The organism is Kribbella sp. NPDC004138 (genome assembly GCF_053603655.1).
In genome coordinates, this window is sequence record NZ_JBSGFZ010000017.1 from 137,984 (window position 1) to 163,347 (window position 25,364).

Genomic DNA, 25,364 nt, shown 5'->3' on the forward strand with positions numbered 1-25,364 from the left:
CGGGCTGCCGCGTGACCACAGTTGGGCCGTCAAGGGGGCATCGTTGTCACAGGCGGCTCCATCAACTGATCGGAGAGTGAATCATGCGTGGTGGTCTGAGCAAGACCCTGGCGCTGGTGGGCGCGGCGGGTCTTCTCGCGGTGAGCGCCTGCGGGAACAGCGACAACAGCAGCGGTGATAGCAGCTCGTCGGCGAACAAGGACGTCACCGTCTTCACCTGGTGGGCCGACGGTGGTGAGAAGGCCGGTCTGGACGGCCTGGTCTCGGTGTTCAACACCGAGTGCAAGGACTACAAGTTCGTGAACTCGGCGGTGGCCGGTGGCGCCGGCGCGAACGCGAAGCAGGTGCTGGCGAACGATCTGCAGGCAGGCAAGCCGCCGTCGACGTTCCAGGCGCACGCCGGTGCGGAGCTGAAGGACTACATCAACGCCGGCCAGGTCGACGACGTCAGCCAGTTGTACAAGGACTTCGGGCTCGACAAGGCGTTCCCGCAGAACCTGCTCGACAACCTGACCGTGGACGGCAAGATCTACTCGATCCCGGCGAACATCCACCGGGCGAACGTGGTCTGGGCCAACCCGACGGTGCTGAAGAAGGCGAACATCGACGCCACCAAGGCCCCGGCCTCCGTGGACGCGTGGATCGCCGACCTGAACAAGCTGAAGGCCGCCGGCGTGAAGGCGCCGCTGGGCCTCTCGAAGGGTTTCGCCCAGGAGATGCTGGTCGAGGCCGTGCTGCTGGCCGAGCTTGGCCCGGAGAAGTTCACCGGGCTGTGGGACGGCAAGACCGACTGGGCCGGTGGCGACGTGACCGCGGCGCTGAACAAGTACAAGACGCTGCTCACCTTCAGCAACAGCGACCGCGAGGCGATCGACTGGGCGGACGCGCTGGGCTACGTGAACAAGGGTCAGGCCGGCTACACGCTGATGGGTGACTGGGTCGCCGCGCAGCAGCTCGCCGACAAGGTCCCGGACACGGCGTACACCTACTGGCCGGCACCGGGCACCGCCGGCAACTTCCAGTTCCTCGCCGACTCCTTCACCCTGCCGACCAACGGGCAGAACCCGGACGGCGCGAAGTGCTGGCTGAAGGTCACCGGCTCGGCCGACGGCCAGAAGGCGTTCAACACCAAGAAGGGCTCGATCCCGGCCCGCTCGGACGCCAACCCGGCGGACTACCCGAAGTACCAGCAGAGCGCGATGGCCGACTGGAAGCAGGACAAGATCGTGCCGTCCTGCGCCCACGGTGCGGCCTGCACGGCGGGACAGAACAACGACATCCTGTCCGCGCTCAGCCAGTTCAGCGGCAGCCCGGACGTCGCCAAGCTGCAGACGGCGCTCGGCAACGCGATGAAGACGAGCTGATGCGGAACGAGTTGCGGACCGGTTCCCGGGCGGTGAGCTGAGCATGCACGGAAGAATTCGCACCTGGGGTCCTGGAGCCCTGGTGCTACTGCCGACGGTGCTACTGCTCGGGTACTTCGTGTACGGGCTGATCGCGTGGACGTTCAACACCTCGCTGACCGATCGGCACACCGCGCGTCGAGGGGGCTCGGTCGACTACGTCGGGTTCGAGAACTACACGAACCTGTTTCACGAGGACCGGTTCCTCAACTCGCTGAAGAACCTCGGCGTGCTCACGGTGCTGTTCATCGTGGGCACGCTGGTCTTCGGTCTGATCTGGGCGCTGCTGCTGGAGAAGGGTGTCAGCGGCGAGGGAGTGTTCCGGTCGGTGTTCCTGTTCCCGATGGCGATCTCGATGATCGCCTCGGGTGTCGTCTGGGGCTGGTTGCTGAACCCGTCCCAGGGTGACGACGCCCGCGGCCTGAACCGGTTGTTCGAGATCCTCCAGCTGCATTTCCTGGAGAACGCCTGGTGGACCGCCGGGAGCAGATGGACGACGATGGCCGCCATCGCCCTGCCGGCGGTCTGGCAGCTGTCCGGGTACATCATGGCGCTGTTCCTGGCCGGGTTCCGGGGGATCCCGCCGGAGTTGCGCGAGGCGGCGCGGGTCGACGGCGCCTCGGAGTTCAAGCTCTACCGGCACGTGCTGTTCCCGCAGCTGTCGCCGATCGCCCTGTCGGCGCTGATCATCCTCGGGCACATGTCGCTGAAGCTGTTCGACCTGATCTACGCGATCACCGGGCCGAACCAGTTCCGTACCGAGGTGCCTTCGATCCTGATGTGGAACACCTTGCTGCGCGGCGACCAGGCCAAGGCGGCCGCGATCGCGATCGTGATGCTCGCGGTCGTCGCTGTCCTCGTCATCCCGTACGTCGCGTACACCGTCCGGCAGGAGAGCAACGAATGACCGCCGTCGATGCCGCCACCGGCACCACCGCGAGCGCGATCCGCCACAAGCCCCGGGCGGGCGCCGACGGGACGACCCGGCTGAGCCGGACGATCAAGTACGTCATCCTGCTGCTGTTCCTGCTTTTCGTGCTGATCCCGGTGTACGTCGTGGTGGTCGGCAGCTTCAAGACATCCGCCGACACCACGGCCGCCGCGCAGTGGAACCTGCCGGAGATCTGGACGCTGGAGCCGTGGCGCAAGTCCTGGGACGTGTTGCAGCCGTACATGGTCCGGTCGCTGTCCTTGGCGATCCCGGCCGCGATCATCTCGTCGATGATCGGGTCCGTGAACGGGTTCGTGCTGGCCCGCTGGCGGTTCCCGGGCGCGAACATCGTGTTCGCGTTCATCCTGTTCGGGATGTTCATCCCCTACCAGGCGGTGATGCTGCCGCTGCGGACGACGTTCACCGAGCTGGACATCACCCGGGGCATCCCGACGCTGATCATCGCGCACTGCATCTACGGCATCCCGATCTGCACGCTGATCTTCCGGAACTACTACGCCACCGTCGTGCCGAACGAGATCATCGAGTCGGCCCGGGTGGACGGCGCCGGGCTGCTCCAGACCTACGCCCGGATCATCCTGCCGATCTCGATCTCCGGGTTCGTGGTGACGCTGATCTGGCAGTTCACCTCGGTCTGGAACGACTTCCTGTTCGCGCTGTTCCTCACCACGCAGCAGAACGGCCCGGTGACGCTCGGCCTGGCCGCCCTGGCCGGCGGACAGAAGGTCGACTACGCGGCCAGTATGGCCGGCGCCCTGATCACGTCGTTCCCGACGCTGCTCGTCTACATCGTGCTCGGCCGCTGGTTCATCGGCGGCCTGATGGCCGGTGCCCTGAAGGGCTGACGCCGCGGTCACCCGCTGACCTGGAGGGTTGCCCACCGGAAATCTCGGTGGGCAACCCTCCGTCTGTGGGGGCAGCCAGTTATCCACAGGGCGCGCGGACGGGACTGCGGGGGAGTGGGACCGGGCGGTAATCTCACGGAGGTGACCAAGTCTCCGAGCGGACGGGACGGACGACGCAGCCATCTGCGGCTCGTCGGCGCCGAGCCCGGCGAGCCGCACGTGCCCCCGGCGGGTGTCGACGTCGACACCACGCCGAGCGTCGCCGTGCTGGAGACGCTGCTTGAAACGTTGACCCTCGACCTCGCCGCGGCGCCGAGCGCGCTGCACCCGGTGATCGCCGAGGCGTCGGTGGCGCGTTCGGCGGCGATGCTGGCCGATCAGCTGTGGCCGGCCGGGCGCCCGGACGAGATCGGTGAGGTGGAGCGGTTCTTCTGGGCCGACGCGGCCCGGGTGCTCGGCGAGCGCCGTGACCTCGAGTCGTTCGTCCTGCTCACCAGCCTCGCGCGGACGGTCGGCCCGGCCGGGCGGCTGCCGCTGCAACGAGCCCACGTCTCCCGGCTGCGGACCCAGGACGAAGTGCCCGAGTGGGTGACCCGGATCGCCGGTTTCCGGCTGACCAGCGCGATCGTGTCCGAGGACATCACCGGTGACGGGCTGAGCGTCGTGCTCGACTACGACGACGAGCAGCATCCGCACACCGTGGTGGTGTTCATCGACAACAATCTCGGCGCGATCATCAAGGACGTCTTCGTCGGCCCGCCGGTCGACCGCGTCCTGGAGGCGTACGAGCGCGGCGGCCGGGTGACGATCCGGACCGTCCGGGCACCGATCGCGGCCGGCATCATCCTGCAGGCGCTCGGCGAGACCCGCGACTTCGACGACCCGCCGGTCAGTGAGGACTTCGAGTTCTTCACCGGCCTGCTGGTGAACCGGCTGACGCAGATCCCGGAGCGCCCGGTCCGGCCGCCGGTGCGCCCGCTGCTGACGCCGCGGCAGCGTGACCAGCTGGTCGAGGACTTCCTCGACTCGCGGTTCGCCGTGGAGCTGCCGGACGACGCCGGGGACATCGCCCGGCTGTGGATCGACCACGCGGTCGACAGCACCGTCGGCGGCCCGCTGCGGGTCAGCGCCGTCCTGGTCGAGCTGTTCCTCGCGCACTGGCTGCCGCGCAAGGTGCTTGCTGACAGCACCTACTTCGACGCGGTGCCGGTGGTGGTGAAGGCCTGGCTCGAGTTCGCCGGCGACCGGACCCACCTACCCCTCGACGCGGTCGACGAGGCGGTCGACGCCGTCGACGTCTGGCAGCCCGCCCTGGAGGCCGCCGCGATGATCGACCCGGTCGGCTCGAAGCCGGGCGAGCGGGTCTTCCTCGACGACGCCACCAACGACCTGGAAGACGCTTACCGAGCGCTGGCCGGCCTGGGCTCCCCGCCCCAGCCCGACCTCCGCGGCCTGGACAACCACCAGGCCGCGACCCTCTCGGTCCTGGCGCCGCACGCCTGGCTGATGGCCGGCGAAACCCTCGGTACGTCGTATGCGCCGGACGCCTTCGACATCGCCGAGCGCCTGGTCCGCGACGCCCCCGACCTGCTGGCCAAGGCCCGCCTCTCCACCTGGCCCCGCGCCATCGTCTGGCTCCTCGCCCACCGCCACCGCCTGGTCGGCCCCGGCGAGACCCTGACCCCCTACACCCTCGCCACCGACCTGTCGTCCTCCCCCGCAACGCTCCGAAAGACCGCCAAACTCCTCACCGACACCCTGATCCTGCCGCGCTGACCCGCCCGTCGGGGCGGTTGAGCGGCGACGGACAATGGGGACATGCATGTGCGTGCGCCGGAGTTGCGGGGTCGTGGGTGGTTGAACACGGGTGGGCGGGAGCTGTCGCTCGCGGACTTCCGGGGGCGCTTTTTGCTGCTCGACTTTTGGACGTTCTGCTGCATCAACTGCCTGCATGTGCTCGACGAGTTGCGGCCGTTGGAGGAGAAGTACGGGGACGCGCTGGTGATCGTGGGCGTGCATTCGCCGAAGTTCGCGCACGAGGGGGAGGAGGCGGCGGTCCGGGCTGCCGTCGAGCGGTACGAGGTCGGCCATCCGGTGCTGGACGACCCGGAGTTGATCACCTGGCAGAACTACACCGCGCGAGCCTGGCCGACCCTCGTGCTGGTGGATCCGAACGGGTACATCGTCGCGCAGTACTCCGGTGAAGGGCACGCGCACGCCCTGGACGCGCTGCTGGCCGAGTTGGTCGTCGAGCACGAGCAGGCCGGCACGCTCACCCGCGGCCAGTCGCCGTACGTCGCGCCGACGCCCGAGCCGACCGAGCTCCGGTTCCCGGCGAAGGTCGTTGCGCTGGACAACGGGTTCCTGGTGGCGGACGCCGGGAACCACAGCATCGTCGAGCTCGCCGCCGACGCCACCACCGTCGTACGGCGGATCGGAACGGGGCACCGCGGCTTCGCGGACGGCGCGGCCGGCGAGGCGAGCTTCTCCGAGCCGAACGGGCTCGTGGTGCTCCCGCCGGAGGTGGCCGGTGAGGTCGGGTACGACGTGGTGGTCGCGGACACCGTCAACCACGCGCTGCGCGGGGTGTCGCTCGCCGACGGTCAGGTGCGCACGCTGGTCGGCACCGGTAAGCAGTGGATGGACGGCGACGGGACCGATGTACTGAGCTCGCCGTGGGACGTCGCCTGGTGGGGCGGCAAGGTGTGGATCGCGATGGCCGGCGTGCACCAGCTGTGGACGTTCGATCCGTTCACCGGGGTGACCGCGGTCGCGGCGGGTACTACCAACGAAGGGCTGAAGGACGGTCCGCTCGACGAGGCGTGGTTCGCGCAGACCAGCGGGCTCGCGGCGGACGGCGATCGGCTGTGGCTGGCCGATTCCGAGATCTCCGCGCTGCGCTGGATCGACACCGACGTCCACACCGCGGTCGGCACCGGCCTGTTCGACTTCGGACTGCGCGACGGCAAGGCGAGCGAGGCCCTGCTGCAGCATCCGCTCGGCGTGACCGTGCTGCCGGACGGGTCGGTGGCGATCGCGGACACGTACAACGGCGCCGTACGTCGCTATGACCCGCGGACCGAGACCGTCGAGACCATGGCGACAGGCCTCGCCGAGCCGAGCGGTGCTGTTGTCGTGGGCAACGAACTGCTGGTCGTCGAGTCGGCGGCGCATCGCCTGACCCGCGTGCCCCTGGGCGCTTCGGCCACTGCGGACGAGTTCAGCACGCGCACGCAGCGCCCGCCGATGGATGTGGCCGCCGGAGAGGTCACGCTCGATGTCGTCTTCAACCCACCGCCCGGCCAGAAGCTCGACGACCGCTACGGCCCGTCGACGCGGCTGCTGGTGTCCTCCACGCCCGACAACCTGCTGCGCGAAGGCGCCGGCGACACCACCGACCTCGTGCGGCGCCTCGTCATCGACCCGCACGCCGGGTCCGGGGTCCTCCACGTGGCTGTCCAGGCGGCTTCCTGCGACGACTCCGCCGAGGTGGAGTTCCCCGCCTGCCACATGCACCGGCAGGACTGGGGCGTGCCGATTCGCGTCACCCCCGACGGCCCGACCAGAATCGAACTGGTTCTTTCCGGCGCGAGCGCGTGAGACTGCGTTTGGTAGCGGGTACCGTCGAAGGAGTAAGGGCTACTCGCTGGGAGGCTCTCTGATGAGCATCGGTGTGGGGATCTTCTTGATGGTGGTCGGCGCCGTGTTCGCGTTCGCCGTCCGCGACACCTGGGACGCCGTGAACCTGCAGGTCGTCGGCTACATCCTGCTGCTCGCCGGTCTGGCCGGCATCCTGCTGTCCTTCTACATCACCAACCGCCGCCGCCGCGTAGAAACCAACGCCATCGACCCCGCGGTCGAAGAGGAATACCGCGTCGTCGAGGAACACCACCGCGACATCACGGAGTAACCACCCTCGCTGAAGCGCGAGCAGGCGTGGAGCTTTGTCAGCCGGCGCGGAGTTCGATGTCGCCTGAGGTGGTGGTGGCGGTGAGAGTGTGGGAGGCGGTGGAGTTGTTGCCCAGGTTGTTCTCGACGTCGCCGTGCTTGGATTCGGCGGTGACGTTGTAGTCGCCACTGGGAGCGCTGATCTCGATGTCGCCGCTGGTGCCTTTGGCGTGCACGTCGGTGGATTCGGTGAGGGTCAGTTCGATGTCGCCGGATGTGGTCTCGACGTTCACCGCGCCGCCCTTCAAGCCGGACGCCTCGATGTCGCCGGAGTTGGCCTTGACGTCGAGTTTGCCGGTCAGGTCCCGGACCGAGACGTCGCCGGACGTCACGTCGAGGTTGACGTCGCCCTGGACGTCGCTCACCTCGACCTTGCCGGAGCGGGATTTCGCGTCGACTCCGGCCACGCCGGCGATCTGGATGTCGCCGCTGCCGTTCTCGCCGGTGACCTTGGTGCCGCGCGGCACGGTCACCTCGAAGTCGGCGGTGCACTGCCAGCCGCAGTCGCCGTCGAGCTTCAGGACGCCGTCCTTCACGGAGTACGCGTCGCCGTGCTTGAAGAACCAGAACTTGCGCTGCTCCTGCACCGACGTCGTGTCGTCGTCGGAGACCTTGATCGTGACGTCGGCACTGCCCGCGGCGAGCTGGACGGTGGAGATCTTGTCGTCGATCCGGTGCGTGTCGTCGGAGTCCCGGTCCCCGAACTGCCAGAACGCCAGCCCGGCCGCCGCTACCAGCAGGATCACTCCGAGCTGTTTGTTCTCCGCCATCGTCCGCCTCTTCTCGAGCCCACCCACGTTGTCGCAACGACAGTAGGCTCCGGCGTCCGGCTCCAGGATCCGGCAGATCCCCCGACGCGTCCCTGAACCACCATCAGGGAAGCCCTCTCACCGATGCAGCTCGCCGCGCGAGACGGCCCCGGCCAGGTCGTCCCCGGTGGTGCCGAAGAAGGTCCGGGCCCAGAGCGAGTCGTCGTGCCAGTACGGCCCGTCCTTACCGGGCAGCGACGCCGGCGCCGAGTGGCGCTTCAACGCCTGCCGGCACTCGGCGCACAGCGGCAGCGTGAGCGTCGTCCCGTCGGACTCCACCTTGGTCGGTCGACCGGACGCCCGGCCGTGCAGCGGGTTGAAGGCACACAGGTCCGGTACAGCGTCCACGCGCCGGCCGGCCGCGGCCGCGACCGCAGCGTCGTATTCACGTCGCGCCTTGTCCAGCAGCACCATGGCACCGACGAGGTCGACGAGGTCGGGCGACGAGTCGAGGACCCGCGCCGCGGCGGCGTGCCCGTCGAGCGCGGCCTGCTGGTGCGCCAGTCCGGCGCCTTCGGTCGTCGGCAGCGCTGCCAGCTCCGAACCGAGCGCGGTGAGCTCCGCGTCCGTCTCCCGAGTCAGCCGCCGACGCCGCTCGGCCGCCACCGTCGCGGCGACGTGCGGCGGGATGTGGAACGTCTTCTGCCGCCCCGGCCCCGAACCCCGGGTCCGCCCGATCACGAGACCGAGCCCGATCAGTACGACGAGGCCGCCGACGATCGACACGGCGACGATCCAGCCGTGGCCACCCGGCTCGCCGTAGCCGCGGCGCGACGGCGTACTGCTGCCCGGCCGCTGCGAGGTCTTCGGAATCCCCGGCTGGGCGAGCAGTTCGTACATCCGCGCCAGCACCTCGGTCGGCCCCGCGTCGTATCCCTCGTCGTCGAGTGCACGCTTCCGCGCCGCCTGCAGCTTCTCCTCGCTGACCTGCGACACGTCCCGCACCTCGTACCACGGGAACCGGCTGCCGCCGTCGACCACGACGTACAGCCCCGGCTGCCGCAGCGCGTCCATCACGAGGGTGAGCACGGTGCTCTCCTCGCCCTGGAACTCGTCGCTCGGCGTCAGCGGCAGCACCATCGTGTACACCGGGTACCCGAGTGCCTTCGCCTTCGCCCGCACGTCCGCCTGCAGGTTGGCGGGCAGCGCGGTCTTGTACGCCGGGTCGATGTACAGCGGGTCCTTGCGCAGCGCGGTCGCGATCTCCCGCGCCCGCTCCGCGGGGGTCCCGGTCGGGCCGGCCTCGGCCGGAGCCGCGACCAGCAGGGTCAGTGCCGCCGCCACAATCGTCAGCAGGAACCGGGTTCTCACGCGCGTCCTTCCCGTCGTCGCGGGCGGGACAGCGCCGCCACGATCAGTACGATTCCACCGAGGATGCCGCCGCCCATCAGGCCGAGGACGACGCCGCCGAGGCCGTTGCCGATCGCCTTGCCGACGGTGAACTTCTCTTTCGGGTACGTCCGTTCCGGTTCGGGCGGCAGCGGCGCGGTCCGGGCCGGCTTCGGCGTGCTGTACTTCGACGCACGCACCCCGTCGAGGTACTCCGAGAGCTGTTTGCTCAGCGACTCGTCCCGCTCCGCGTAGGTCCAGCTCGGCGCGTACACGCCGAGCTGGTGCGCGGCGCCGTACGACCGGTCGCCGTCCATCAGGACGTACAGCCCCGGCTTGCCGTTCGCGGCCGCCATCCGGCCGGCCAGCATCGGGATGTCGCCCTGCTCCGGGAACCACTCGCCGAACGGTACGACGGCCACGTACACCGGCACCTTCGCGCCCGAGATCACCTGCAGCGTCTCGGCGCGGTCGGCGACCGAGCTGTAGTCCGGGTCGACGTACAACGGTTGCGTCGCCCAGGCCGCGACCGCGGCGGTGATCCGCGGATCCGCCGGCGTGGCCGCTGACGCGGTCCCGGTCAGCAGCCACACAGTTGCCACCAGCAACAGGAGGAGCCGCCTCATCGGACCTCGTCCTTCCGGGCCGTGATCCGCTCGGCCAGGTCGTCGGACAGTGCGCCGAAGCCGGTCGCGACCATCGGGCTGTCCTCCGGGTCGAGCGTCCAGTACGGCACCTGCTTGCGGTCGTGCCCGAGCAGTCCCGACCTGGCCGGCACCTGCAGGCCGCGCGGCGTCTTCCTCCGCCGTACGGCGCTCGCGCACGGCTGGCACGCGGGCACCTCGACCTCGTCCGACCAGTCGACCTTCGCCGTCCCGGGGGCGTGCGTCGGGTCGAAGAAGCACGGCGGCTCGAGGGCCGCACCGGACGCGATCCGCTCGGCCTGCCGGGCCAGCACGAGCGCACCGGCCGCGGCCAGGACGTCGTCGGTCGTGTCCGCGCGCAGCGCCCGGGCCGCGTCGAGCCGGCGGTACGCGTCGTCGCGTCGGTCCAGTTGCTGCGTCGTCTTGTTGCGGCGTCGGTCCAGCCGTGCGAGGGCCCGCTCGGCCTGCGTGATCTTCCCGTCCGCCCGCAGCTCCACCCGGTGGGTGTCGACCGCCGGCGCGTCGGTCGGCCGGCCCTCGTAGGTGCGCTTCGATCCGCCGCGGCGCCGCAGCCCGATCACCAGTGTCAGCACCAACCCGAGCAGCCCGCCGACGCCGAGCCCGACGTACACGGCTCGGTCCGACTTGTCGGTCACCGAGAGGCCGCGGTGCGGGCGCTCCGGCTCCAGATCGCCCGCCGGGACCGCGGGAAGCGCGCGGCCGTCGAACGCCGTCGACGCCTGCTGGATGGTGCGGACGATCTGCGGCGCCGGACGGTCCGAGACGATGTCGAGGCGCCGCTTGTCGTCGCCCCGGACGCTGGTCAGGTCCCGTCCGCGGAGCCCGGCCTGCCGGTACAGCTCGGCGTTCGTCGACCAGTAGTTGCCGTCCACGACCGCCACCACATACAGCCCAGGGGCTCCGACCCGCGCGTGCAGCAGGGTCGGCAGGTCGTACCGGATTTTCTGCAGGGCCGGCGTCCGCGGCGTGATCGCGACGTACACGGGAACGGCGGCGGTGCGCATCGCGGTCCGGATCCGGTCCACCTCGGTCGCCGGGATCGCGGCCCGCAGCCGCTCATCGACGAACAGGTGATCGGTGCGCCACGCGGCGGCGATCCGGTCGGACGGCTCCGGGGTCTCCGCAGCGGCCGGGAGGGCCGGGAGGAACGCGAGTGCCGCGAGCAGGGCGGTGAGGAATCGGACGGGCATCGCGGACAGCGTACGACGACCAGGGCTGAACACATTCACACGGACGCAAGGCGACATCGGCTGGTTCCACCCCGGAGGAGTTGGCGCGACCCTGGCCCGGACAGGGGAGACCGAGCCAGGGTCACGGTGTTTCAGGGCAGAAACGTTGCTACACCGGCACGCTCCGCAACAGGGCAGATCGTGGGGCAACCTGGGGCAGATCAGCCGATTTCATGCCCCGGCCCCGCCGCGGGTGCTTGCCGACGGCCCCGAACCTCCGGCTCGACCCGCGCAAGTGGCCGAGCCGGAGGAGTACGGGTCAGAACGCGGACTCGGGCAGGTCCATCACGTCGAGGTCGGTGAGCTCGGCCTTGACCCGCTCGGCGCGCACCGACGGCATCGTCGACCGCACGAACCACTGGGCCGCGGCCAGCTTGCCCGCGTAGAAGTCCTGGTCGGCGGGGGACAGTTCGCCGCCCAGCTTCTCCAGCGCGACCTCGGCCTGGCGGAGCATCAGCCACGAGCAGACCACGTCGCCGAGGACGAACAGCAGCCGGGAGGTGTTCAGCCCGACCTTGTAGACGTTCCGCGGGTCGCCGTTCTCGGCCTGCGGGTTGGCGGCCATCAGGGCCTGCCCCATGATGCCCAGGATCTTCTGGGTGTCCTCGAGACCCTGCGCGAGCAGTCCGCGCTCCTCTTTCAGCCGGCCGTTGCCCGCCTCGGAGGCGACGAACGCCTGCACCTGCTCGGCCAGGTGGCCGAGCGCCTTGCCCTGGTCCTTGATGATCTTGCGGAAGAACAGGTCCTGGCCCTGGATCGCGGTCGTGCCCTCGTAGAGGGTGTCGATCTTCGCGTCCCGCACGTACTGCTCGATCGGGTAGTCCTGCAGGAAGCCGGAGCCGCCGAACGTCTGCAGCGACTCGGTGCCGAGCAGCGTCCAGGACTTCTCCGAGCCGTAGCCCTTGACGAGCGGCAGCAGCAGGTCGTTGACCCGCTCGGCCAGGTCGTCGTGCTCGCCGGCGTACCGCGCCTGCTCGGCCCGGTCCTGGTACGTCGCGGTGAACAGCACGAGCGCCCGCAGCGCCTCGGCGTACGCCTTCTGCGTCATCAGCGAACGCCGTACGTCGGGGTGGTGGGTGATCGTGACCCGCGGCGCGTCCTTGGCCGGCTGCGTCAGGTCGGCGCCCTGCACCCGCTCCTTCGCGTACTCCAGCGCGTTCAGGTAGCCGGTGGACAGCGTCGCGATCGCCTTGGTGCCGACCATCATCCGCGCGTACTCGATCACCTGGAACATCTGCGCGATGCCGTCGTGCACCTCGCCGAGCAGCCAGCCCTTCGCCGGCATGCCGTCGCCGAAGGTGACCTCGCAGGTCGTGGACACCTTGATGCCCATCTTCTTCTCGACGTTCGTGACGAAGGCGCCGTTGCGCTCGCCGGTCAGCTCACCGGTCTCGAGGTCGAAGTGGTGCTTCGGGACCACGAACAGGCTGAGGCCCTTCGTGCCCGGGCCGCCGACGCCCTCGATGCCCTGCGGACGGGCGAGGACCAGGTGGACGATGTTCTCGGTCATGTCGTGCTCGCCCGAGGTGATGAAGCGCTTCACGCCCTCGATGTGCCACGAGCCGTCGTCCTGCAGCGTGGCCTTGGTCCGGCCGGCGCCGACGTCGGAACCGGCGTCCGGCTCGGTCAGCACCATGGTGGCGCCCCAGCCGCGCTCGATGATGTGGTGCGCGATCAACTTGTCGCGCTCGGTGCCGTTGCGCCACAGCACGTGCGCGAAGTTCGGCCCGGCGGCGTACATGTGGACCGGCGGGTTGGCGCCCAGCACCAGCTCGGCGGCGGCCCAGCGCAGCGACGGCGGGGTCGGCTGGCCGCCCAGCTCGGCCGGCAGCTCGAGCTTGAACCACTCGGCGTCCATGTAGGCGTAGTAGCTCTTCTTGAACGCCTCCGGCATCCGGACCTCGTGGGCCTCGGGGTCGAAGACCGGCGGATTCCGGTCGGCCTCCGCGAAGGACTCGGCCAGCTCGTGCTTGGCGAGCCGGTCCACCTCCGCGAGCACCTCGCGGGCGGTGTCGACGTCCATCTCGGCGTACGGGCCCTGACCGAGCACGTCGCCCCGGCCCAGGACCTCGAGCAGGTTGAACTCGATGTCCCGCAGATTCGACTTGTAGTGGCTCACGGAGACTCCCCACTGGATTTACTCGTCAGTAACTTGAGTATATACCCGCCGGTAACGAGCTCCAAGAGAGATTGACTGTGAGCTATGAAGCTGATTTACGAGACGCACGCGACCACGGTCGACAACGAGAGCGGGATCGCGACCGGCTGGCTGCCGGGTGAGCTGTCCGCGGCCGGGCGGCAGCAGGCGCGGGAGCTCGGTGAGCGGCGGCGGGGTGTCGACGCAGTGTTCAGCTCGGACCTGCGACGGGCCGTGGAAACGGTGGAACTGGCCGGGCTCGGCGTGCGTCACTTCCTGGACTGGCGGTTGCGGGAGTGCAACTACGGCGCACTGAACGGTGCTCCGCGGGAAGCGCTCGAGCCGAGGGTCGAGCGTGTCGCTACGCCGTTTCCGGACGGACAGTCCTACGGCGACGTGCTCGAGCTGACACGGTCGTTCGTTGCCGACCTCAAGCGTTGGTACGACGACCGGGTGGTGCTCGTGGTCGCGCACTCGGCGAACCGCTGGTCCCTCGAGCATCTGTTCGGCAGTCGGGCGCCGTTGGAGCAGTTGGTTGCCGACGGCGTCAATTGGCAGCCGGGCTGGGTTTACGAGGTGTAGACCCTTCGGAAATCTACGATGTCGTGTCAGCGAACACGACGTGGGAGGCGGGCATAGTGAAGAAGCCTTGGGGCAACAACAGCGCGCGGGACGACCTTGCCGGGGACGTTGCGGAGACGAAGCAGCGGCAGTGGGGGAAGGTCGTGGACCGGCTCCAGACGGACGGCAAGACCGCGGCGGCCGAGGCCGTCAAGAAGGGCGGCGGCCGGGGCGATTCGCCGGAGGTGCTGCAGAGTCGCATCGACTCCGCCGCGAAGGGCCGCAAGGGCCGCGGCCGCGGCGAGTGACTGAACGGGATGGCCGGCCGTGTGGCCGGCCATCCCGTTTGTTTCTACGGTGTGTAGACCGTCGCGCTGCCGTACAGCTTCTGGGTGAAGGCGGTCATGTAGGACGCGGTGTTGGACTCGGTCAGGTTGTACGTGAGGAAGACGCCGTACCCCTCGTTGACGGTGCGCTGGGCCAGTGACGCCGCCGTACTCGAGCTGGTCGCCGTGTAGGAGACCGCCGCGGGGGAGAGCCGGGCCTTGTCGGTCGGGCCGCTCGGCACCGACCAGGTGCCGTAGTACGGGTTCCAGGCGTAGTCGAAGGTGTTCGCGATGCTCTGGCCGTTGTAGGTCAGGCGGTCGGCCGCCGGTCCGATGTCGTAGAGCGTGATGAGCTTGTTCGGGAGCTTCGCGCGGAGCGCCTGGACCAGGTAGACGAACGAGAAGTCGTTCGGCTGGCCGGTGCCGTTGTTGCCGTACTCGGCGTACTCGTCGTCGAAGTCGATGCCGTCCAGGCCGTACTGGTTGACGGCGTCGGCGAGCTGCTGCGCGAACGCGTCGGCGGAGGCCTGGTCGGGGAAGTTCGCGAACCCGGCGCCCTGATGGTTGCCGAGGATCGAGAGCAGGACCTTGATGCCCTTCTGCTGCAGCGGGCGGACCTGCGTGGCGACGTTGTTCAGCACGTTCGTCACCTGGTCGTTGAAGTGCAGGTACGCGCTGGTGCCGTCGTAGTTGATGTTCGCGGCGAAGATCACCGCGACGTCGATCACCTGCGCGCCGCTGTTGGCCAGCGTGTACTTGGCGGCGTTCAGCATGCTGTGGTCGTTGACCTCGATGTACGCGACGGTGACCGGGCCGGTCTTGGCCCGGGGGCGGCGCTTCGCGGCGGCCGCTGTGGCCTCCGTGGGCAGTGCGGCGCCGGTGGCGGCCGCGGCGGTCCCGGCGGCCAGGGCTGACAACAGGGTCCTTCGCTTCATGAGCTGATCGACTCCTCGTCACACAGATGGGCGGGCGCCGAACCGGTGAGATAAACCGGTTTAGCGGATGCCAAATCATCGATCCCGCGCGGACGTTGTGTCAAGGGTCTGTCACCTGGGGTCGCGCGTTGGTCAGTGATAGACGAAGATGTTGGTGGCGGGTGGGAGAAAGTTACGAAAGAGGGATCCGATGAGTGTCGCTGCCGAGATCCGGACCCGGCGGTCGCTGGTGGCCGGGACGGTCGGGAACTTCGTCGAGTGGTACGAGTTCGGTGCGTACGGATTCTTCGCCACCGTGATCGCCGCGAACTTCTTCAGCAGTACGGCGACCAGTGACGCCGAGAGCTTGATCAAGACGTACGCGTCGTTCGCGCTGGCGTTCTTCTTCCGGCCGATCGGGGCCGCCGTGTTCGGCCGGGTCGGCGACCGGATCGGCCGGCGTCCGACGCTGATCGTCGTACTCCTGCTGATGACGCTGTCGACCACGTTGATCGGCCTGCTGCCCACCTACGCGACCGTCGGGGCGGCCGCGCCGTGGCTGCTGACGCTCGTACGCGCGTTGCAGGGCCTGTCGGCGGGCGGTGAGTTCGGTGGCGCGGTGTCGATCATGACCGAGTTCGCGCCCCGGACGAAGCGCGGCCTGTACGGCGCCTGGCAGTCGTTCACCGTCGCGCTCGGCCTGCTCGCGGGCGCCGGGCTCGCGGCGATCCTCGCCACCACGTTGAGCAAGGAGGCGTTGTCGGACTGGGGCTGGCGGGTGCCGTTCCTGCTGGCGCTGCCGCTCGGTCTCGTGGCGCTGTGGTTGCGGCTCAAGCTCGACGAGACGCCGAGCTTCGCGCGCGTCCAGGAGCAGCCGCGACCGGCGTCGTCCGGCGAGGTGGCGAAGGCGATCGCGCTCGGCATCGGCCGGCTGATGGGCTGGTCCGCGGCGGGCTACACGTTCCTCGTGGTGATGCCGTCGTACCTGCAGGCGACGCTGCACGCGACCTTCCAGCAGGCGCTGGTCGCGACGGTGCTCGCGAACACCGGTTTCGCGCTCTCGATCATCCCGGCCGGGTGGCTGAGCGACCGGATCGGGCGGCGGCCGGTGATGGTGGCCGGCGCGGCGCTGGTCGTCGTACTGGCGTTTCCCCTGATGAACCTGCTGCAGGACAAGGAGTCGGGCAATGCCGCGAAGGGGATCGCGGTGTTCGTGGCGGGCCTCGTCGTCGGCCTGATGGCGGGACCGGGGCCGGCGATGCTGGCGGAGATGTTCCCGACCCGGGCGCGCTACACCGGACTCGGCCTGGCGTACTCGCTGTCGAACGCGGTCTTCTCGGGCTCGGCCGGCCTGATCATCACCGAGTTGATCAAGCGGACCAAGAACGTCGACATCCCGGCCTGGTACGTGGTGGTCACCTGTGCGGTGAGTGTGATCGCATTGCTCACGTTGCGCGGGGACGACCACCGACGGGAGTTGCGGGACTGACATGCGAGTGATCGGGCTGATGTCGGGGACGTCGTACGACGCGATCGACGCCGCTGCCGCGGACCTGCGGCTGAAGGGGGACGAACTGGTCCTGACGCCGCTGGGGATGCTCAGCCAGCCGTATCCGGACGAGCTGCGCGCCGCCGTCGCCGCCGCGCTGCCGCCGGCGTCGACGTCGATGGAGGACGTCTGCCGGCTGGACACCGGGATCGGGCAGGCGTTCGCGGCAGTCGCGCGACAGGCGGTCGAGCAGCTGTGCGGCGGATCCGCGGACCTGGTCGTCTCGCACGGGCAGACGATGTTCCACTGGGTCGACGGCGGGGCGGTGCGCGGGACGTTGCAGCTCGGGCAGCCGGCGTGGATCGCGGAGGCGACCGGCCTCCCCGTGGTGTCGGACCTGCGCGCGCGGGACGTCGCGGCGGGCGGACAGGGCGCGCCGCTGGTCAGCATCATCGACGTGCTGTGGCTGCGCGGGCGTCCCGGCGTACCGGTGGCGCTGAATCTCGGCGGGATCGCCAACATCACCGTCGTGCACGGCGAACCGGTCGCGTTCGACACCGGCCCCGCGAACGCGCTGATCGACGCGGTCGTGACCGAGCTGACCGGGCAGCCGTTCGACGCGGACGGGGTGATGGCGGCGCGTGGGCAGGTCCACGAGGAGCTGCTCGCGCGGCTGCTCGCCGATCCGTACTACGCGCGGCCGGCGCCGAAGTCGACGGGCAAGGAGCTGTTCAACCTCGCGTACGTGGCGCGGGCGATGGAGGGGCTGCCGGTGATCCCGGCGGAGGATCTCGTCGCCACGGTCACCACACTGACGGCACGGACCGTGGCCGACGCGGTCCGGCGGTACGGCGGGACCGAGGTGGTGGCATCCGGTGGCGGGATCCGGAACCCGGTGCTGATGCATCTGCTCGCCGACGAGCTGGACGTTCCGGTCCGGACCACCGACGAGCTGGGCATGCCGTCGGCGGCGAAGGAGGCGTACGCGTTCGCCGTACTCGGGTTCCTGACCGTGCACGGCCTGGGCGGAACGGTCCCGAGCTGCACCGGCGCCCGGCACTCCAGCATCCTCGGCTCGGTCACTCCCGGGCCGAGCGGACTGCCGGTGATTTCGGCCGCGGCACGACCTCCTGTGCGGTTGCTGGTCGAATGACCGCACACTAGATCTGTGACGAGGTTGTTCGTGGTGACCGGGGCGCCCGGGTCAGGGAAGTCCACGGTCGTGCCGGAGCTGGTCCGGCTGAGTCCGGGGAACCTGGTTGTGATGGACATGGACGAGCTGCTGGACGACAACGGCCGGCTGCTCGGGATCGACATCGCGAGCCCGACCGCGGCGCCGATCTGGCCTGCCTACAACGGGCTGTGGCTGCGGATCACCGAGTTGATCCGGCGCTCCGGGATTCCCGTGCTGCTGCTGACGCCGGCGCTGCCGACGGAGCTGCCCGAGGGGCGCTGGCTGCACCTCGACTGCCCGGACGCCATCCGCCGCAAACGCCTCGCACTGCGCGGCTGGGCCGAGGACCAGATCGCCGACGCCCTCGCCGACGCCGCCGAGCTCCGCACCCGGGTGCCGCGCTCCGTGCGCGGCGACATCTCGCCCGAGCGGGTGGCCCGCGGCATCTACGACTGGATCCGCGGCGAACGCTTCGGCAAGACGCTCAGCCTGTGGGGCCGGCTCCGGACTTGACCTTCGAGTTGGTGCAGGGGTGAGGGTCGGGCCCATGAGGCTGACGATCAGTGAGTTCGCGCGGCTCGTAGGGCTGGCGCCGAGTGCGCTGCGGTTCTACGACGACTGCGGTCTGCTCCCACCCGCCGAGGTCGACGCGACGAACGGCTACCGGTACTACGACAGGTCGCAGGCCGAACGCGCCCGCCTGCTCCGCGACCTCCGCGAGATCGACCTGCCGCTCCCCGATGTCCGGCTCGCCCTGGACGCCGCGCCGGCGGACGTCGCCGAGCTGGTCCGCGCCCACCTCCGTACCGTGGAGGCCAGGTCCACCGCGACCCGCGAAGCTGCCGCCCGCCTCCTCACCCAGCTCCTGGCGGAGCGGACGACCGCCGTACTGGGCGGCCCTGAGCTGGCCAGCGCCATCCGCCAGGTAGCGTCCGCGGCGGCCGCCACCGACGAGTACGCCGGCCTGGACTGTGTGCAGATCCAGCTCGCCCCCGAGGAAGTCACGTTCGTGGCGACGGACCGGTATCGGCTGGCGGTGCGGACCGTTCGGCCGGTGGAGTTCGGCGGGACGGCGGCTCGAGTGCTGGTGCGTGCGGACGAGTTGGCTGCGGTCAGTCGGTGGGCCGCGGCGGGGGACGCCGTGCGGGTGGAGGTGAACGGCGGGCTGGTGCTCGTGCGGGGCGACGAGTCGCGCTCGTTGACCGCGGTGGAGGCGGAGTATCCGGCGTACGAGCAGATCCTGGACGGGCTGACGCCGCCGGTGTGCCGCGTCGTGGTGGATCGGGCCGCGCTGCTGGCGGCGCTCGCCGGCCGGGATGTCGTCACCGTCGACCTCGACCAGGAGAGCCTGCGGATCGGCGACGAGGTGAAGCTCGAGGCGATCGGGTCCGGGGCGGTGCGGGTGGGGTTCACCGCGAGCCTGCTGGCGGCGGCCCTCGAGGCGAGTGTCGGGCCGGATGTCCTGCTCGAGATCTGCGAGCCGGCCCGACCGGTCGTCGTACGGTCGGCCGACCAAGGCACGTTCACCACCCTCGTCATGCCTGTCCGGCTGGACGGGTGAACCGGCCGTACTACGGCTGGCTGGCAGGTTCCACTCTCTCGGTCCTCGGTGACGCGGCGCTGTTCTTCGCGCTCGGATGGGCCGCGACGGGGATCGGCGCGCACGTCGCCGCCCTGGTGTTGACCGGGTTCACCCTGCCGCGCGCCGTGTTCCTCCTGCTCGGCGGTGTCCTCGGCGACCGGATCGGCCCGCGCCGGCTCCTGCTCGCCTGCACCGCGATCGTCGGTACCTGCTGCGTTCTGCTCGCCGTCTTGGTCGAGATGCGAGGGGTCTCGGCCGGGCTGCTGGTGACGACGGCGGTCGTGGTCGGCACCGTGGACGCGTTCGCGTTACCGGCGGCCGGTGTCCTGCCGCGGCTCTTCGTCTCCGACGATCAGTTGCCCCGGGCAATGGCTTTGCGGACGTCGGCCACGCAGCTCGTCACGCTCGCCGGCGGACCGCTCAGCGGCCTGCTCGTCGCGACGATCGGGCTGGTCGGGGCGTTACTGCTCGACGGGCTGACCTTCGCCGTCCAGTTCGCCGTACTTCTCGCGCTCAGGCCGCCGTACGACGTGACGCCGCGGCGCGATCACCCATCGGTGGTCCGCGATGCCGTCGACGGACTCCGGGTGGCCGTCGGCGATCCCGTGCTGCGGACGATCCTCGCGGTCGTCGCCCTGGTCGCGGCCTTCGTTCTGCCGGTCACCTCCTTGTGCGTCCCACTGCTCGCCCGTTCGCACGGGTGGGCGGCCGGTCAGGCGGGTCTCGTCGTGGCGGCGAACGTCGCGGGTGGACTAGGCGTGACGATCCTGGTCGGACGCTTCGGGACCTTCGACCGCGCCGAGCTGACCGGCGGTCTCGGTTGCCTGATCGCCGCGCTCGGGATCGCAGGTCTCGCTCTCGCGTCTTCCGTCCCGGCCGCGGTCGGCGCGGCCCTCATTCAAGGCGTAGGCATCGGCCTCTTCACGTCACATCTCGCGCCGCTGTTCGTCCGCAGCACACCGGCGTCGCACCTGACCCGACTCCAGTCCCTGCTCTCCCTGGCCCAGACCGTGCCCTTGATCGGCTCAACGAATCTCCTCGCGACGCTCCCAGTTCGTCACGCGCTGGCACTCGCCGCTGCTACGACCGCCCTGGCCGGCGTGGGCCTGCTGCGCGGCTACCGCGTGAACTCGATCTCGAAGGTTGGGTAGTCCGGCTGCGGGCACGGTTGCCCGCGGTGTCCCAGCCGCTCGTAGAACGGTGCCGAACGCTCGTGATGCGCTTGCCACTCCAGATGCCGCACCCGGGTCGACGCCCACTGAGCCACTGCTTCCATCAAGGCCCGCCCGACTCCGGCACGCCGCCGCTCCGGCAGGACGTACAAGTCGTGCAGCCGCCCGTGGTGCCGCCGTCCCGCCCGCAGGTGCGTGCCGTAGTCCTGCACGACGGCGTACCCGATCAGCCCGCCATCGTCGTACCCCAACGCCACCCAGCGCGGATCACCCACCAGCTCCTCGAAGTACCCCCGACTCGTCTCCTCGTCGAACTCCGTCCCGAAACCCCGCACCAACGGCCACAACTGGCCCCAGTCGTCCGTCCCCAGCTCTCGCACGCCCATCCATCCACCTTCCCAGCCGCTGCCTCCGTCGGCATCCGCATTGTCGGCATCCGCATTTCCGGGCGATCTGTGGTGATGTAAGACGTCGCGTCTTACACTGATTGCATGGCTGACACGATCACGATCCGCACGGACGCCGAGACGGAGCATGCGCTGGCGATCCTGACCCACGACGGCAGTTCGCGGTCGGTGGTGATCAGGCAGGCTGTGCTTGAAGCAGCCTTGCGCCGCGAACGTGCGGCGGAGTTGCGCCGCGCCGTCCTGCGGATGCCGCTCGGTGATCCCGACGGAATCGATGTCGCGGCCGAGCTCTCGCAGGACCGGGACGCCGAGCGGTGATCTACCTCGACTCGGCCGCCATCGTGAAGTTGGTGCACGCCGAGGCCGAATCGCAAGCCCTGCGCAACTGGCTGGATGAGCGGGCCGAGGTCGGTTGGACCAGTTCTGTGCTCGCGGAGATCGAGTCCTCCCGGGCTCTGGCGCGGTATGTCCCGCAGGCGGTGCCGAGACTGCATCTGGTTCTCGATCTGATCGACTTGATCGACTTGGACGCGGGTATCCGGATCTTGGCGCAGACTGTGCGGCCGGCGGCGGTCAGAAGTCTGGATGCCATCCACCTTGCCACCGCGCTGCGCGCACAGCCGCTCACCTCGTTCGTCACCTACGACAAACGCCTGGCGGATGCGGCGCGGACGGCCGGCCTGGCGGTCGATGCCCCAGCCTGACGACTTGCTATTGACAACATGCTGTCGTGATGACAGTATGTTGTCTATGAAGACGGCGTATGTAGCGGTGTACGAGACGTTGGCGGACTGGGAGATCGGGCACCTGGTCGTGGAGTTGCGGACCGGGCGGTTCACCGGGGTGCCTTGGACCGTGGTGACGGTGGGAGAGTCGCTCGAGCCGGTGGTGACGATGGGTGGGCTGCGGGTCGTGCCGGATGTGACGATCGCGGACGTGGTGCCGGACGCGGGCGATCTGCTGGTGCTCGCGGGGTCGGGGCAGTGGGATGTCGGTGGTGGCGAGGCGTTCACGAAGCTCGCGGGGCAGTTCCTCGACGCCGGCGTACCGGTTGCGGCGATCTGCGGCGCGACGGCCGGGCTCGCCCGGGCGGGGCTGCTCGACGAGCGGAAGCACACGAGCGCGGCCAAGGAGTACCTGCAGGCGACCGGTTACCAGGGCACGGACCGGTACGTCGACGCGCGGGCGGTCGCCGACGGCAACGTGATCACGGCGGGGCCGGACTCGCCGGTGCAGTTCGCGCGGGCCGTGCTGGAGCAGCTCGGGCTCGCGGACGAGCGGAAGCGGGAGGCGTACGAAGGTGTGTTCCACCGCGCCGACCCGGCCGCGTACGCGACGCTGGTCGGATGACCGAGGACACGCGATCGACCGCGCCGGTTGGGGAGACGGATACGGCCGGCGTCCCGCCTCGGGCCGAGTGGCCCGAGGTCGGGAAGCGGTCGGAAGGTGGGGTGGTGCTGACGGATGTCGTGCTGGCCACCTTCCGGCTGAACGCGCGGCTGATGGAGGCCGCGCAAGGCCTGGCCGCGAACGGCGGGATCACCGCGGCCTGGTGGCAGGTGCTCGGCGGCGTCCTCGACCAGCCGCGGTCGGTCGCCGACGCCGGCCGGCTGATGGGTGTCAGCAGGCAGGGCGTGCAGCGGATCGCCGACCTTCTGGTCGAACGCGGCCTCGCCGAGTACCGTCCGAACCCCGCGCATCGCCGCGCAAAACTGCTCGCCTGTACCGAGGCCGGCTACTGGGCGATCCGGCAGATCTCGGTCGCCCAGGGCCCCTGGACCTCCGAGATCGCCCGAGCGGTCGACCTCGAAGACCTCCGGACGACGCTCGCGACGATGGAGGCCCTGATCACCAGGCTGGAAGAAGCCTGATCGCGAGACTCCGCCCGAAGAGGTGCCGGGTGGTGAAGGTCAGCCTGGTCCCGGTGACCGTGCGCGTCACCTGAACTCCCGCGACCGGCGCGGCGGGCTTCAGATACTGCCCCTGCAGCTTGATCGTGATCGTGTCGCGCTGCGTCGTCGGATCGGAGACGGCGACCTCCACGCCGGACGCCTGACGGCGGATGAGCAGCGAGGCCGGGCCGTCGATGCTGAGCCCGGGAAGGTTGTGGATGCCGGGGCCGAAGGCGTTGGCGGCGGTGAGTTGCAGGCCCAGGTGGTGGACCGCCTGGAGCCTGGGGGTGTTGGCGAGCAGGGTCAAGCGGCCGTGCTGGTAGGACTTCATCGCGGATTCTGTTGCGTTGGGCACCAATGCGTAGGCGAGCGTGCGCTTGGAGTCCGCTGGTTGGGCGGCGGTGAGGGCAAAGACCTGCTTGGTGACTGCGGTGTCCGGGTTGGACGTCCGTACCACCCGGCGGCTCCGCGTGACTGCCTGCAGATCCACCGACAGTTCGGCCGGCTGCAGAAAGTGATAGCCCACTGAGGCCGAGCCGTTGGTGTAGCGGAGCCAGCGGGGCGTGACAGCGCCGGTGCCTGTCCACGGCGTGCCGTCGTGGCGTGCGCCGGTGATCGTCACGGGCGCGGTGGGCGCGGCGATGCGGGTGTCGAGGGTCGTGGTGACCGGGCGGGTCTCGTCGCCGACACCGGCCGCGAGGACGACGATCTCGTCGTCGAGCAGGAACCACGACTTGGTGGCCGACGCGTTCCGGTACGTGACGAAGCCGTCCGGCAGCGTCTCGCGCGACGCATACGCGAAATCGTCGGACTGCATCCATCCGGCCGCGCCGTACGCGTCGAGCGTCGCGCCGCCGGAGTACGCGTTGGTCCCGACCGGGAAGTAGACGTAGGTGTTCTGCGACTCCGACGAGGCCGTGAAGCCCGCGGCGGCGTTGTCGTAGTACGCCGTCCCATACAACTCCGGGATCGACTTCCGCGTCTCGACCGGCGCCGTCACGCCACCCAGCGCGTACGGCGACACGGTGGTGAAGTAGTCGATGCCGAACGCCTGCGTCTGGTCCTGACCGGCGAGGTACAGGTAGTGCGCGCCGTCGCCCTGGAACCAGGGCATCAGGTTCTCGCCGCTCATGTACTCGTACTTGCTGATCCGCGACGAGTTCCGCGCCAGCGCGAACGCGTACCCCGGCCGCCGGTGCACGGTGCGGTCCATCGCGTTGAACGCCGTACTCAGCTCCGCCGGGTTGAGATCGGCCGGCACGATCGACGCGTCCGCCTTGAGGTCCGCGAACCGCGCGATGCTGACCGGCGACGCGAAGCTGTTCACGTTGATCGTCGGCCGCGCGGTGAACTTCGCGAACGCCTTCAGCCGGGCGGAATCCGCCGCGGTCGCGTAGTCCGCGAGGTCGACGATCGCCTCCACGATCACCGCGACGTCGTCGTACCCGGTCCCGGTCCGGGAGACCGCGCGGCCCTTGACGATCTCCATCATCCAGCCCTCGAAGATCAGCGGCGCGAACCCGTGCTCGACCCAGCCCTGCACCACGCCGACCAGGTCGTCGCTCTGCGCGTACTCCGTGCCGGCGAGCACCTTGATGGTCTGCACCACCCTGCTGAGCAGGCCTTTTCCGTACGAGCCGGTGTAGGCGACCGAGGCGTGCTGGATGAACGAGCCGTCGGCGTAGTACCCGTCGGTGACGCCGTGCTGCAAGTTGTACGGGTCGACGGTCGCGAACACCGTGAACTGGTCCTGCAGCGCCTTCCGGATCCGCGCGTCGTCGTTCAGCAGGGCGCCCTGGAGGACGCGGTTCGCGGTGATGTCGACGAGGTTGGCGCCGGTGTGGAAGCGCGAGTCGAGGTCGACGTCGCCGACCTTCCCGTTGCGCAGGTACGCGTCCATCGACGCGACGTACCGCGTGACCAGGTCCGCCGGGGCGTCGATCAGCGCGAGCGTCTTCGACACGTACGTCGAGATGCCGATCTCCCAGGTGAACCAGTTGCCGTAGTACCCCTTCGACTGGTCGCCGTAGTAGGTGTCGTGCAGCCAGACCAGCTTGTCGGCGATCCGTGCGCGGAGCTGCTCGTTGCCCTGCAGGTCCGACGCGGGTCCGGGGCGCCGGTACGCGAGGGCCATCTCGTACAGGTGCTGGTACGACGCGCTCAGGTTCGGATCGCTGGTGCCGAGCGGGAGGCCGGCGAACAGCTCGCCCGCGCCGGCGCGGTCCAGCGCGGACAGCCAGGTACGAGCGGTGCCGTCCATCGCGGTCAGCTTCGCGGCGACCTCGGGACGCGCGTTCGACGCCGGCGTTCCGGCGTAGATCGCGATCGCGTTGGCCAGCAACTGGCTGGGGTCGGCGGTCATCGCACCCCTGGTGGCATGGGCGGCCGGAGCCGGGTTGACCGCGGTCAGCAGGGCGGTCGCGGGGACGAAGGACAGCAGGCGGCGGCGGGTGAGATCCACTGGTACTCCCGGACGGATGGGAAAACCTAACCACCGCAGTCAACCAGCCGGAACTATTCTTCAGCAACC

The 25,364-nt window shown here is 69.7% G+C and carries 25 protein-coding genes; 17 read left to right on the top strand and 8 right to left on the bottom strand.

All coding sequences use genetic code 11. From position 1 onward, the window contains the following. Window positions 1-83: 83 nt before the first annotated feature. The 6 genes from ACWEOO_RS24240 to ACWEOO_RS24265 all read left to right on the top strand — a co-directional run bounded on the left by ACWEOO_RS24240 (window position 84) and on the right by ACWEOO_RS24265 (window position 7,110). Window positions 84-1,364, top strand: a complete 1,281-nt coding sequence (locus tag ACWEOO_RS24240; protein ID WP_452144932.1) for an ABC transporter substrate-binding protein — start codon at window positions 84-86, stop codon at window positions 1,362-1,364. 43 nt (window positions 1,365-1,407) lie between these two features. Beyond that, window positions 1,408-2,310, top strand: coding sequence for a carbohydrate ABC transporter permease (locus ACWEOO_RS24245; RefSeq protein ID WP_363706142.1), 903 nt, complete (start codon window positions 1,408-1,410; stop codon window positions 2,308-2,310). Further along, on the top strand, window positions 2,307-3,200 hold the full coding sequence (locus tag ACWEOO_RS24250) for a carbohydrate ABC transporter permease (RefSeq protein WP_452144933.1): 894 nt from the start codon (window positions 2,307-2,309) through the stop codon (window positions 3,198-3,200). The genes ACWEOO_RS24245 and ACWEOO_RS24250 overlap by 4 nt, the downstream gene beginning before the upstream one ends. Window positions 3,201-3,341: 141 nt before the next feature. Beyond that, a complete protein-coding gene (locus ACWEOO_RS24255; protein ID WP_359935747.1) occupies window positions 3,342-4,976 on the top strand; it encodes a hypothetical protein in 1,635 nt (544 codons plus the stop codon). A gap of 42 nt (window positions 4,977-5,018) precedes the next feature. Further along, entirely contained in the window at window positions 5,019-6,800 is a 1,782-nt protein-coding gene (locus ACWEOO_RS24260) for an NHL domain-containing thioredoxin family protein (protein WP_452144934.1), read from the top strand. Between the two features lie 61 nt (window positions 6,801-6,861). Then, a complete protein-coding gene (locus tag ACWEOO_RS24265) occupies window positions 6,862-7,110 on the top strand; it encodes a DUF6458 family protein (RefSeq protein ID WP_363706134.1) in 249 nt (82 codons plus the stop codon). A gap of 37 nt (window positions 7,111-7,147) precedes the next feature. Here the strand turns inward: ACWEOO_RS24265 and ACWEOO_RS24270 are convergent, their stop codons facing one another. From ACWEOO_RS24270 to ACWEOO_RS24290, 5 genes are all read right to left on the bottom strand, one after another. Further along, window positions 7,148-7,918, bottom strand: a complete 771-nt coding sequence (locus tag ACWEOO_RS24270; protein ID WP_452144935.1) for a DUF4097 family beta strand repeat-containing protein — start codon at window positions 7,916-7,918, stop codon at window positions 7,148-7,150. A 117-nt stretch (window positions 7,919-8,035) separates the two neighbouring features. Next, window positions 8,036-9,268: a hypothetical protein gene (locus ACWEOO_RS24275; RefSeq protein WP_452144936.1), complete on the bottom strand. Its 1,233-nt coding sequence runs from the start codon at window positions 9,266-9,268 to the stop codon at window positions 8,036-8,038. Next, the gene (locus ACWEOO_RS24280; RefSeq protein ID WP_452144937.1) at window positions 9,265-9,912 is read right to left on the bottom strand and encodes a hypothetical protein; all 648 of its coding nucleotides are present in this window, start codon (window positions 9,910-9,912) and stop codon (window positions 9,265-9,267) included. Before ACWEOO_RS24280 ends, ACWEOO_RS24275 begins: the two co-directional genes overlap by 4 nt. Then, entirely contained in the window at window positions 9,909-11,141 is a 1,233-nt protein-coding gene (locus ACWEOO_RS24285; protein ID WP_452144938.1) for a hypothetical protein, read from the bottom strand. The genes ACWEOO_RS24280 and ACWEOO_RS24285 overlap by 4 nt, the downstream gene beginning before the upstream one ends. A gap of 298 nt (window positions 11,142-11,439) precedes the next feature. Continuing rightward, window positions 11,440-13,299, bottom strand: coding sequence for an acyl-CoA dehydrogenase (locus ACWEOO_RS24290; RefSeq protein WP_452144939.1), 1,860 nt, complete (start codon window positions 13,297-13,299; stop codon window positions 11,440-11,442). A gap of 84 nt (window positions 13,300-13,383) precedes the next feature. Between ACWEOO_RS24290 and ACWEOO_RS24295 the strand changes: the two genes are divergently transcribed. Both ACWEOO_RS24295 and ACWEOO_RS24300 read left to right on the top strand, forming a co-directional pair. Beyond that, entirely contained in the window at window positions 13,384-13,899 is a 516-nt protein-coding gene (locus ACWEOO_RS24295) for a histidine phosphatase family protein (protein ID WP_452144940.1), read from the top strand. A 56-nt stretch (window positions 13,900-13,955) separates the two neighbouring features. Beyond that, a complete protein-coding gene (locus ACWEOO_RS24300) occupies window positions 13,956-14,186 on the top strand; it encodes a hypothetical protein (RefSeq protein ID WP_452144941.1) in 231 nt (76 codons plus the stop codon). Window positions 14,187-14,230: 44 nt separating this feature from the next. Here ACWEOO_RS24300 and ACWEOO_RS24305 read toward each other — a convergent pair whose 3' ends face one another. Further along, window positions 14,231-15,139, bottom strand: a complete 909-nt coding sequence (locus ACWEOO_RS24305) for an endo-beta-N-acetylglucosaminidase H (RefSeq protein WP_452144942.1) — start codon at window positions 15,137-15,139, stop codon at window positions 14,231-14,233. A 190-nt stretch (window positions 15,140-15,329) separates the two neighbouring features. Here ACWEOO_RS24305 and ACWEOO_RS24310 point away from each other — a divergent pair, with 190 nt between their 5' ends. The 5 genes from ACWEOO_RS24310 to ACWEOO_RS24330 are packed head-to-tail and all read left to right on the top strand — an operon-like array spanning window position 15,330 to window position 20,514. Further along, window positions 15,330-16,607 carry an MFS transporter gene (locus ACWEOO_RS24310; RefSeq protein ID WP_452144943.1) on the top strand — a complete coding sequence of 426 codons (1,278 nt, stop codon included), beginning with the start codon at window positions 15,330-15,332 and terminating at the stop codon, window positions 16,605-16,607. 1 nt (window position 16,608) lies between these two features. Further along, window positions 16,609-17,760 (top strand): anhydro-N-acetylmuramic acid kinase, encoded by a 1,152-nt coding sequence (locus tag ACWEOO_RS24315; RefSeq protein WP_452144944.1) that lies wholly within the window; start codon window positions 16,609-16,611, stop codon window positions 17,758-17,760. 15 nt (window positions 17,761-17,775) lie between these two features. Continuing rightward, a complete protein-coding gene (locus tag ACWEOO_RS24320) occupies window positions 17,776-18,294 on the top strand; it encodes an AAA family ATPase (protein ID WP_359935722.1) in 519 nt (172 codons plus the stop codon). Window positions 18,295-18,328: 34 nt separating this feature from the next. After that, the gene (locus ACWEOO_RS24325) at window positions 18,329-19,342 is read left to right on the top strand and encodes a DNA polymerase III subunit beta family protein (protein ID WP_452144945.1); all 1,014 of its coding nucleotides are present in this window, start codon (window positions 18,329-18,331) and stop codon (window positions 19,340-19,342) included. Beyond that, window positions 19,339-20,514 (top strand): MFS transporter, encoded by a 1,176-nt coding sequence (locus ACWEOO_RS24330; RefSeq protein ID WP_452144946.1) that lies wholly within the window; start codon window positions 19,339-19,341, stop codon window positions 20,512-20,514. The genes ACWEOO_RS24325 and ACWEOO_RS24330 overlap by 4 nt, the downstream gene beginning before the upstream one ends. Here the strand turns inward: ACWEOO_RS24330 and ACWEOO_RS24335 are convergent. Further along, a complete protein-coding gene (locus ACWEOO_RS24335; protein ID WP_452144947.1) occupies window positions 20,481-20,921 on the bottom strand; it encodes an N-acetyltransferase family protein in 441 nt (146 codons plus the stop codon). The two genes, ACWEOO_RS24330 and ACWEOO_RS24335, sit on opposite strands and share 34 nt — an antisense overlap. 105 nt (window positions 20,922-21,026) lie before the next feature. On the opposite strand from ACWEOO_RS24335, the gene ACWEOO_RS24340 reads away from it, so the two are divergent. From ACWEOO_RS24340 to ACWEOO_RS24355, 4 genes are read left to right on the top strand one after another with little or no spacing between them, the layout of a single operon-like run. Further along, a complete protein-coding gene (locus ACWEOO_RS24340; protein WP_452144948.1) occupies window positions 21,027-21,260 on the top strand; it encodes a hypothetical protein in 234 nt (77 codons plus the stop codon). Then, a complete protein-coding gene (locus ACWEOO_RS24345; RefSeq protein ID WP_452144949.1) occupies window positions 21,257-21,646 on the top strand; it encodes a type II toxin-antitoxin system VapC family toxin in 390 nt (129 codons plus the stop codon). The genes ACWEOO_RS24340 and ACWEOO_RS24345 overlap by 4 nt, the downstream gene beginning before the upstream one ends. A 46-nt stretch (window positions 21,647-21,692) precedes the next feature. Next, the gene (locus tag ACWEOO_RS24350; protein ID WP_452144950.1) at window positions 21,693-22,292 is read left to right on the top strand and encodes a DJ-1/PfpI family protein; all 600 of its coding nucleotides are present in this window, start codon (window positions 21,693-21,695) and stop codon (window positions 22,290-22,292) included. Continuing rightward, window positions 22,289-22,813: a MarR family winged helix-turn-helix transcriptional regulator gene (locus ACWEOO_RS24355; protein WP_359935708.1), complete on the top strand. Its 525-nt coding sequence runs from the start codon at window positions 22,289-22,291 to the stop codon at window positions 22,811-22,813. Before ACWEOO_RS24350 ends, ACWEOO_RS24355 begins: the two co-directional genes overlap by 4 nt. On the opposite strand, the gene ACWEOO_RS24360 is transcribed toward ACWEOO_RS24355, so the two are convergent. Continuing rightward, entirely contained in the window at window positions 22,791-25,295 is a 2,505-nt protein-coding gene (locus ACWEOO_RS24360; protein WP_452144951.1) for a polysaccharide lyase family 8 super-sandwich domain-containing protein, read from the bottom strand. The genes ACWEOO_RS24355 and ACWEOO_RS24360 overlap by 23 nt on opposite strands. Window positions 25,296-25,364: the final 69 nt, after the last annotated feature.

What these genes read in the sequence shown, in the direction of transcription:
- ACWEOO_RS24335 (WP_452144947.1), bottom strand. Translation starts at nt 20,921, where the DNA reads ATGGGCGTGCGAGAGCTGGGGACGGACGACTGGGGCCAGTTGTGGCCG.
- ACWEOO_RS24285 (WP_452144938.1), bottom strand. Translation starts at nt 11,141, where the DNA reads ATGCCCGTCCGATTCCTCACCGCCCTGCTCGCGGCACTCGCGTTCCTC.
- ACWEOO_RS24340 (WP_452144948.1), top strand. Translation starts at nt 21,027, where the DNA reads ATGGCTGACACGATCACGATCCGCACGGACGCCGAGACGGAGCATGCG.
- ACWEOO_RS24315 (WP_452144944.1), top strand. Translation starts at nt 16,609, where the DNA reads ATGCGAGTGATCGGGCTGATGTCGGGGACGTCGTACGACGCGATCGAC.
- ACWEOO_RS24260 (WP_452144934.1), top strand. Translation starts at nt 5,019, where the DNA reads ATGCATGTGCGTGCGCCGGAGTTGCGGGGTCGTGGGTGGTTGAACACG.
- ACWEOO_RS24280 (WP_452144937.1), bottom strand. Translation starts at nt 9,912, where the DNA reads ATGAGGCGGCTCCTCCTGTTGCTGGTGGCAACTGTGTGGCTGCTGACC.
- ACWEOO_RS24355 (WP_359935708.1), top strand. Translation starts at nt 22,289, where the DNA reads ATGACCGAGGACACGCGATCGACCGCGCCGGTTGGGGAGACGGATACG.
- ACWEOO_RS24305 (WP_452144942.1), bottom strand. Translation starts at nt 15,139, where the DNA reads ATGAAGCGAAGGACCCTGTTGTCAGCCCTGGCCGCCGGGACCGCCGCG.
- ACWEOO_RS24270 (WP_452144935.1), bottom strand. Translation starts at nt 7,918, where the DNA reads ATGGCGGAGAACAAACAGCTCGGAGTGATCCTGCTGGTAGCGGCGGCC.
- ACWEOO_RS24250 (WP_452144933.1), top strand. Translation starts at nt 2,307, where the DNA reads ATGACCGCCGTCGATGCCGCCACCGGCACCACCGCGAGCGCGATCCGC.
- ACWEOO_RS24245 (WP_363706142.1), top strand. Translation starts at nt 1,408, where the DNA reads ATGCACGGAAGAATTCGCACCTGGGGTCCTGGAGCCCTGGTGCTACTG.
- ACWEOO_RS24240 (WP_452144932.1), top strand. Translation starts at nt 84, where the DNA reads ATGCGTGGTGGTCTGAGCAAGACCCTGGCGCTGGTGGGCGCGGCGGGT.
- ACWEOO_RS24265 (WP_363706134.1), top strand. Translation starts at nt 6,862, where the DNA reads ATGAGCATCGGTGTGGGGATCTTCTTGATGGTGGTCGGCGCCGTGTTC.
- ACWEOO_RS24310 (WP_452144943.1), top strand. Translation starts at nt 15,330, where the DNA reads ATGAGTGTCGCTGCCGAGATCCGGACCCGGCGGTCGCTGGTGGCCGGG.
- ACWEOO_RS24325 (WP_452144945.1), top strand. Translation starts at nt 18,329, where the DNA reads ATGAGGCTGACGATCAGTGAGTTCGCGCGGCTCGTAGGGCTGGCGCCG.
- ACWEOO_RS24295 (WP_452144940.1), top strand. Translation starts at nt 13,384, where the DNA reads ATGAAGCTGATTTACGAGACGCACGCGACCACGGTCGACAACGAGAGC.
- ACWEOO_RS24350 (WP_452144950.1), top strand. Translation starts at nt 21,693, where the DNA reads ATGAAGACGGCGTATGTAGCGGTGTACGAGACGTTGGCGGACTGGGAG.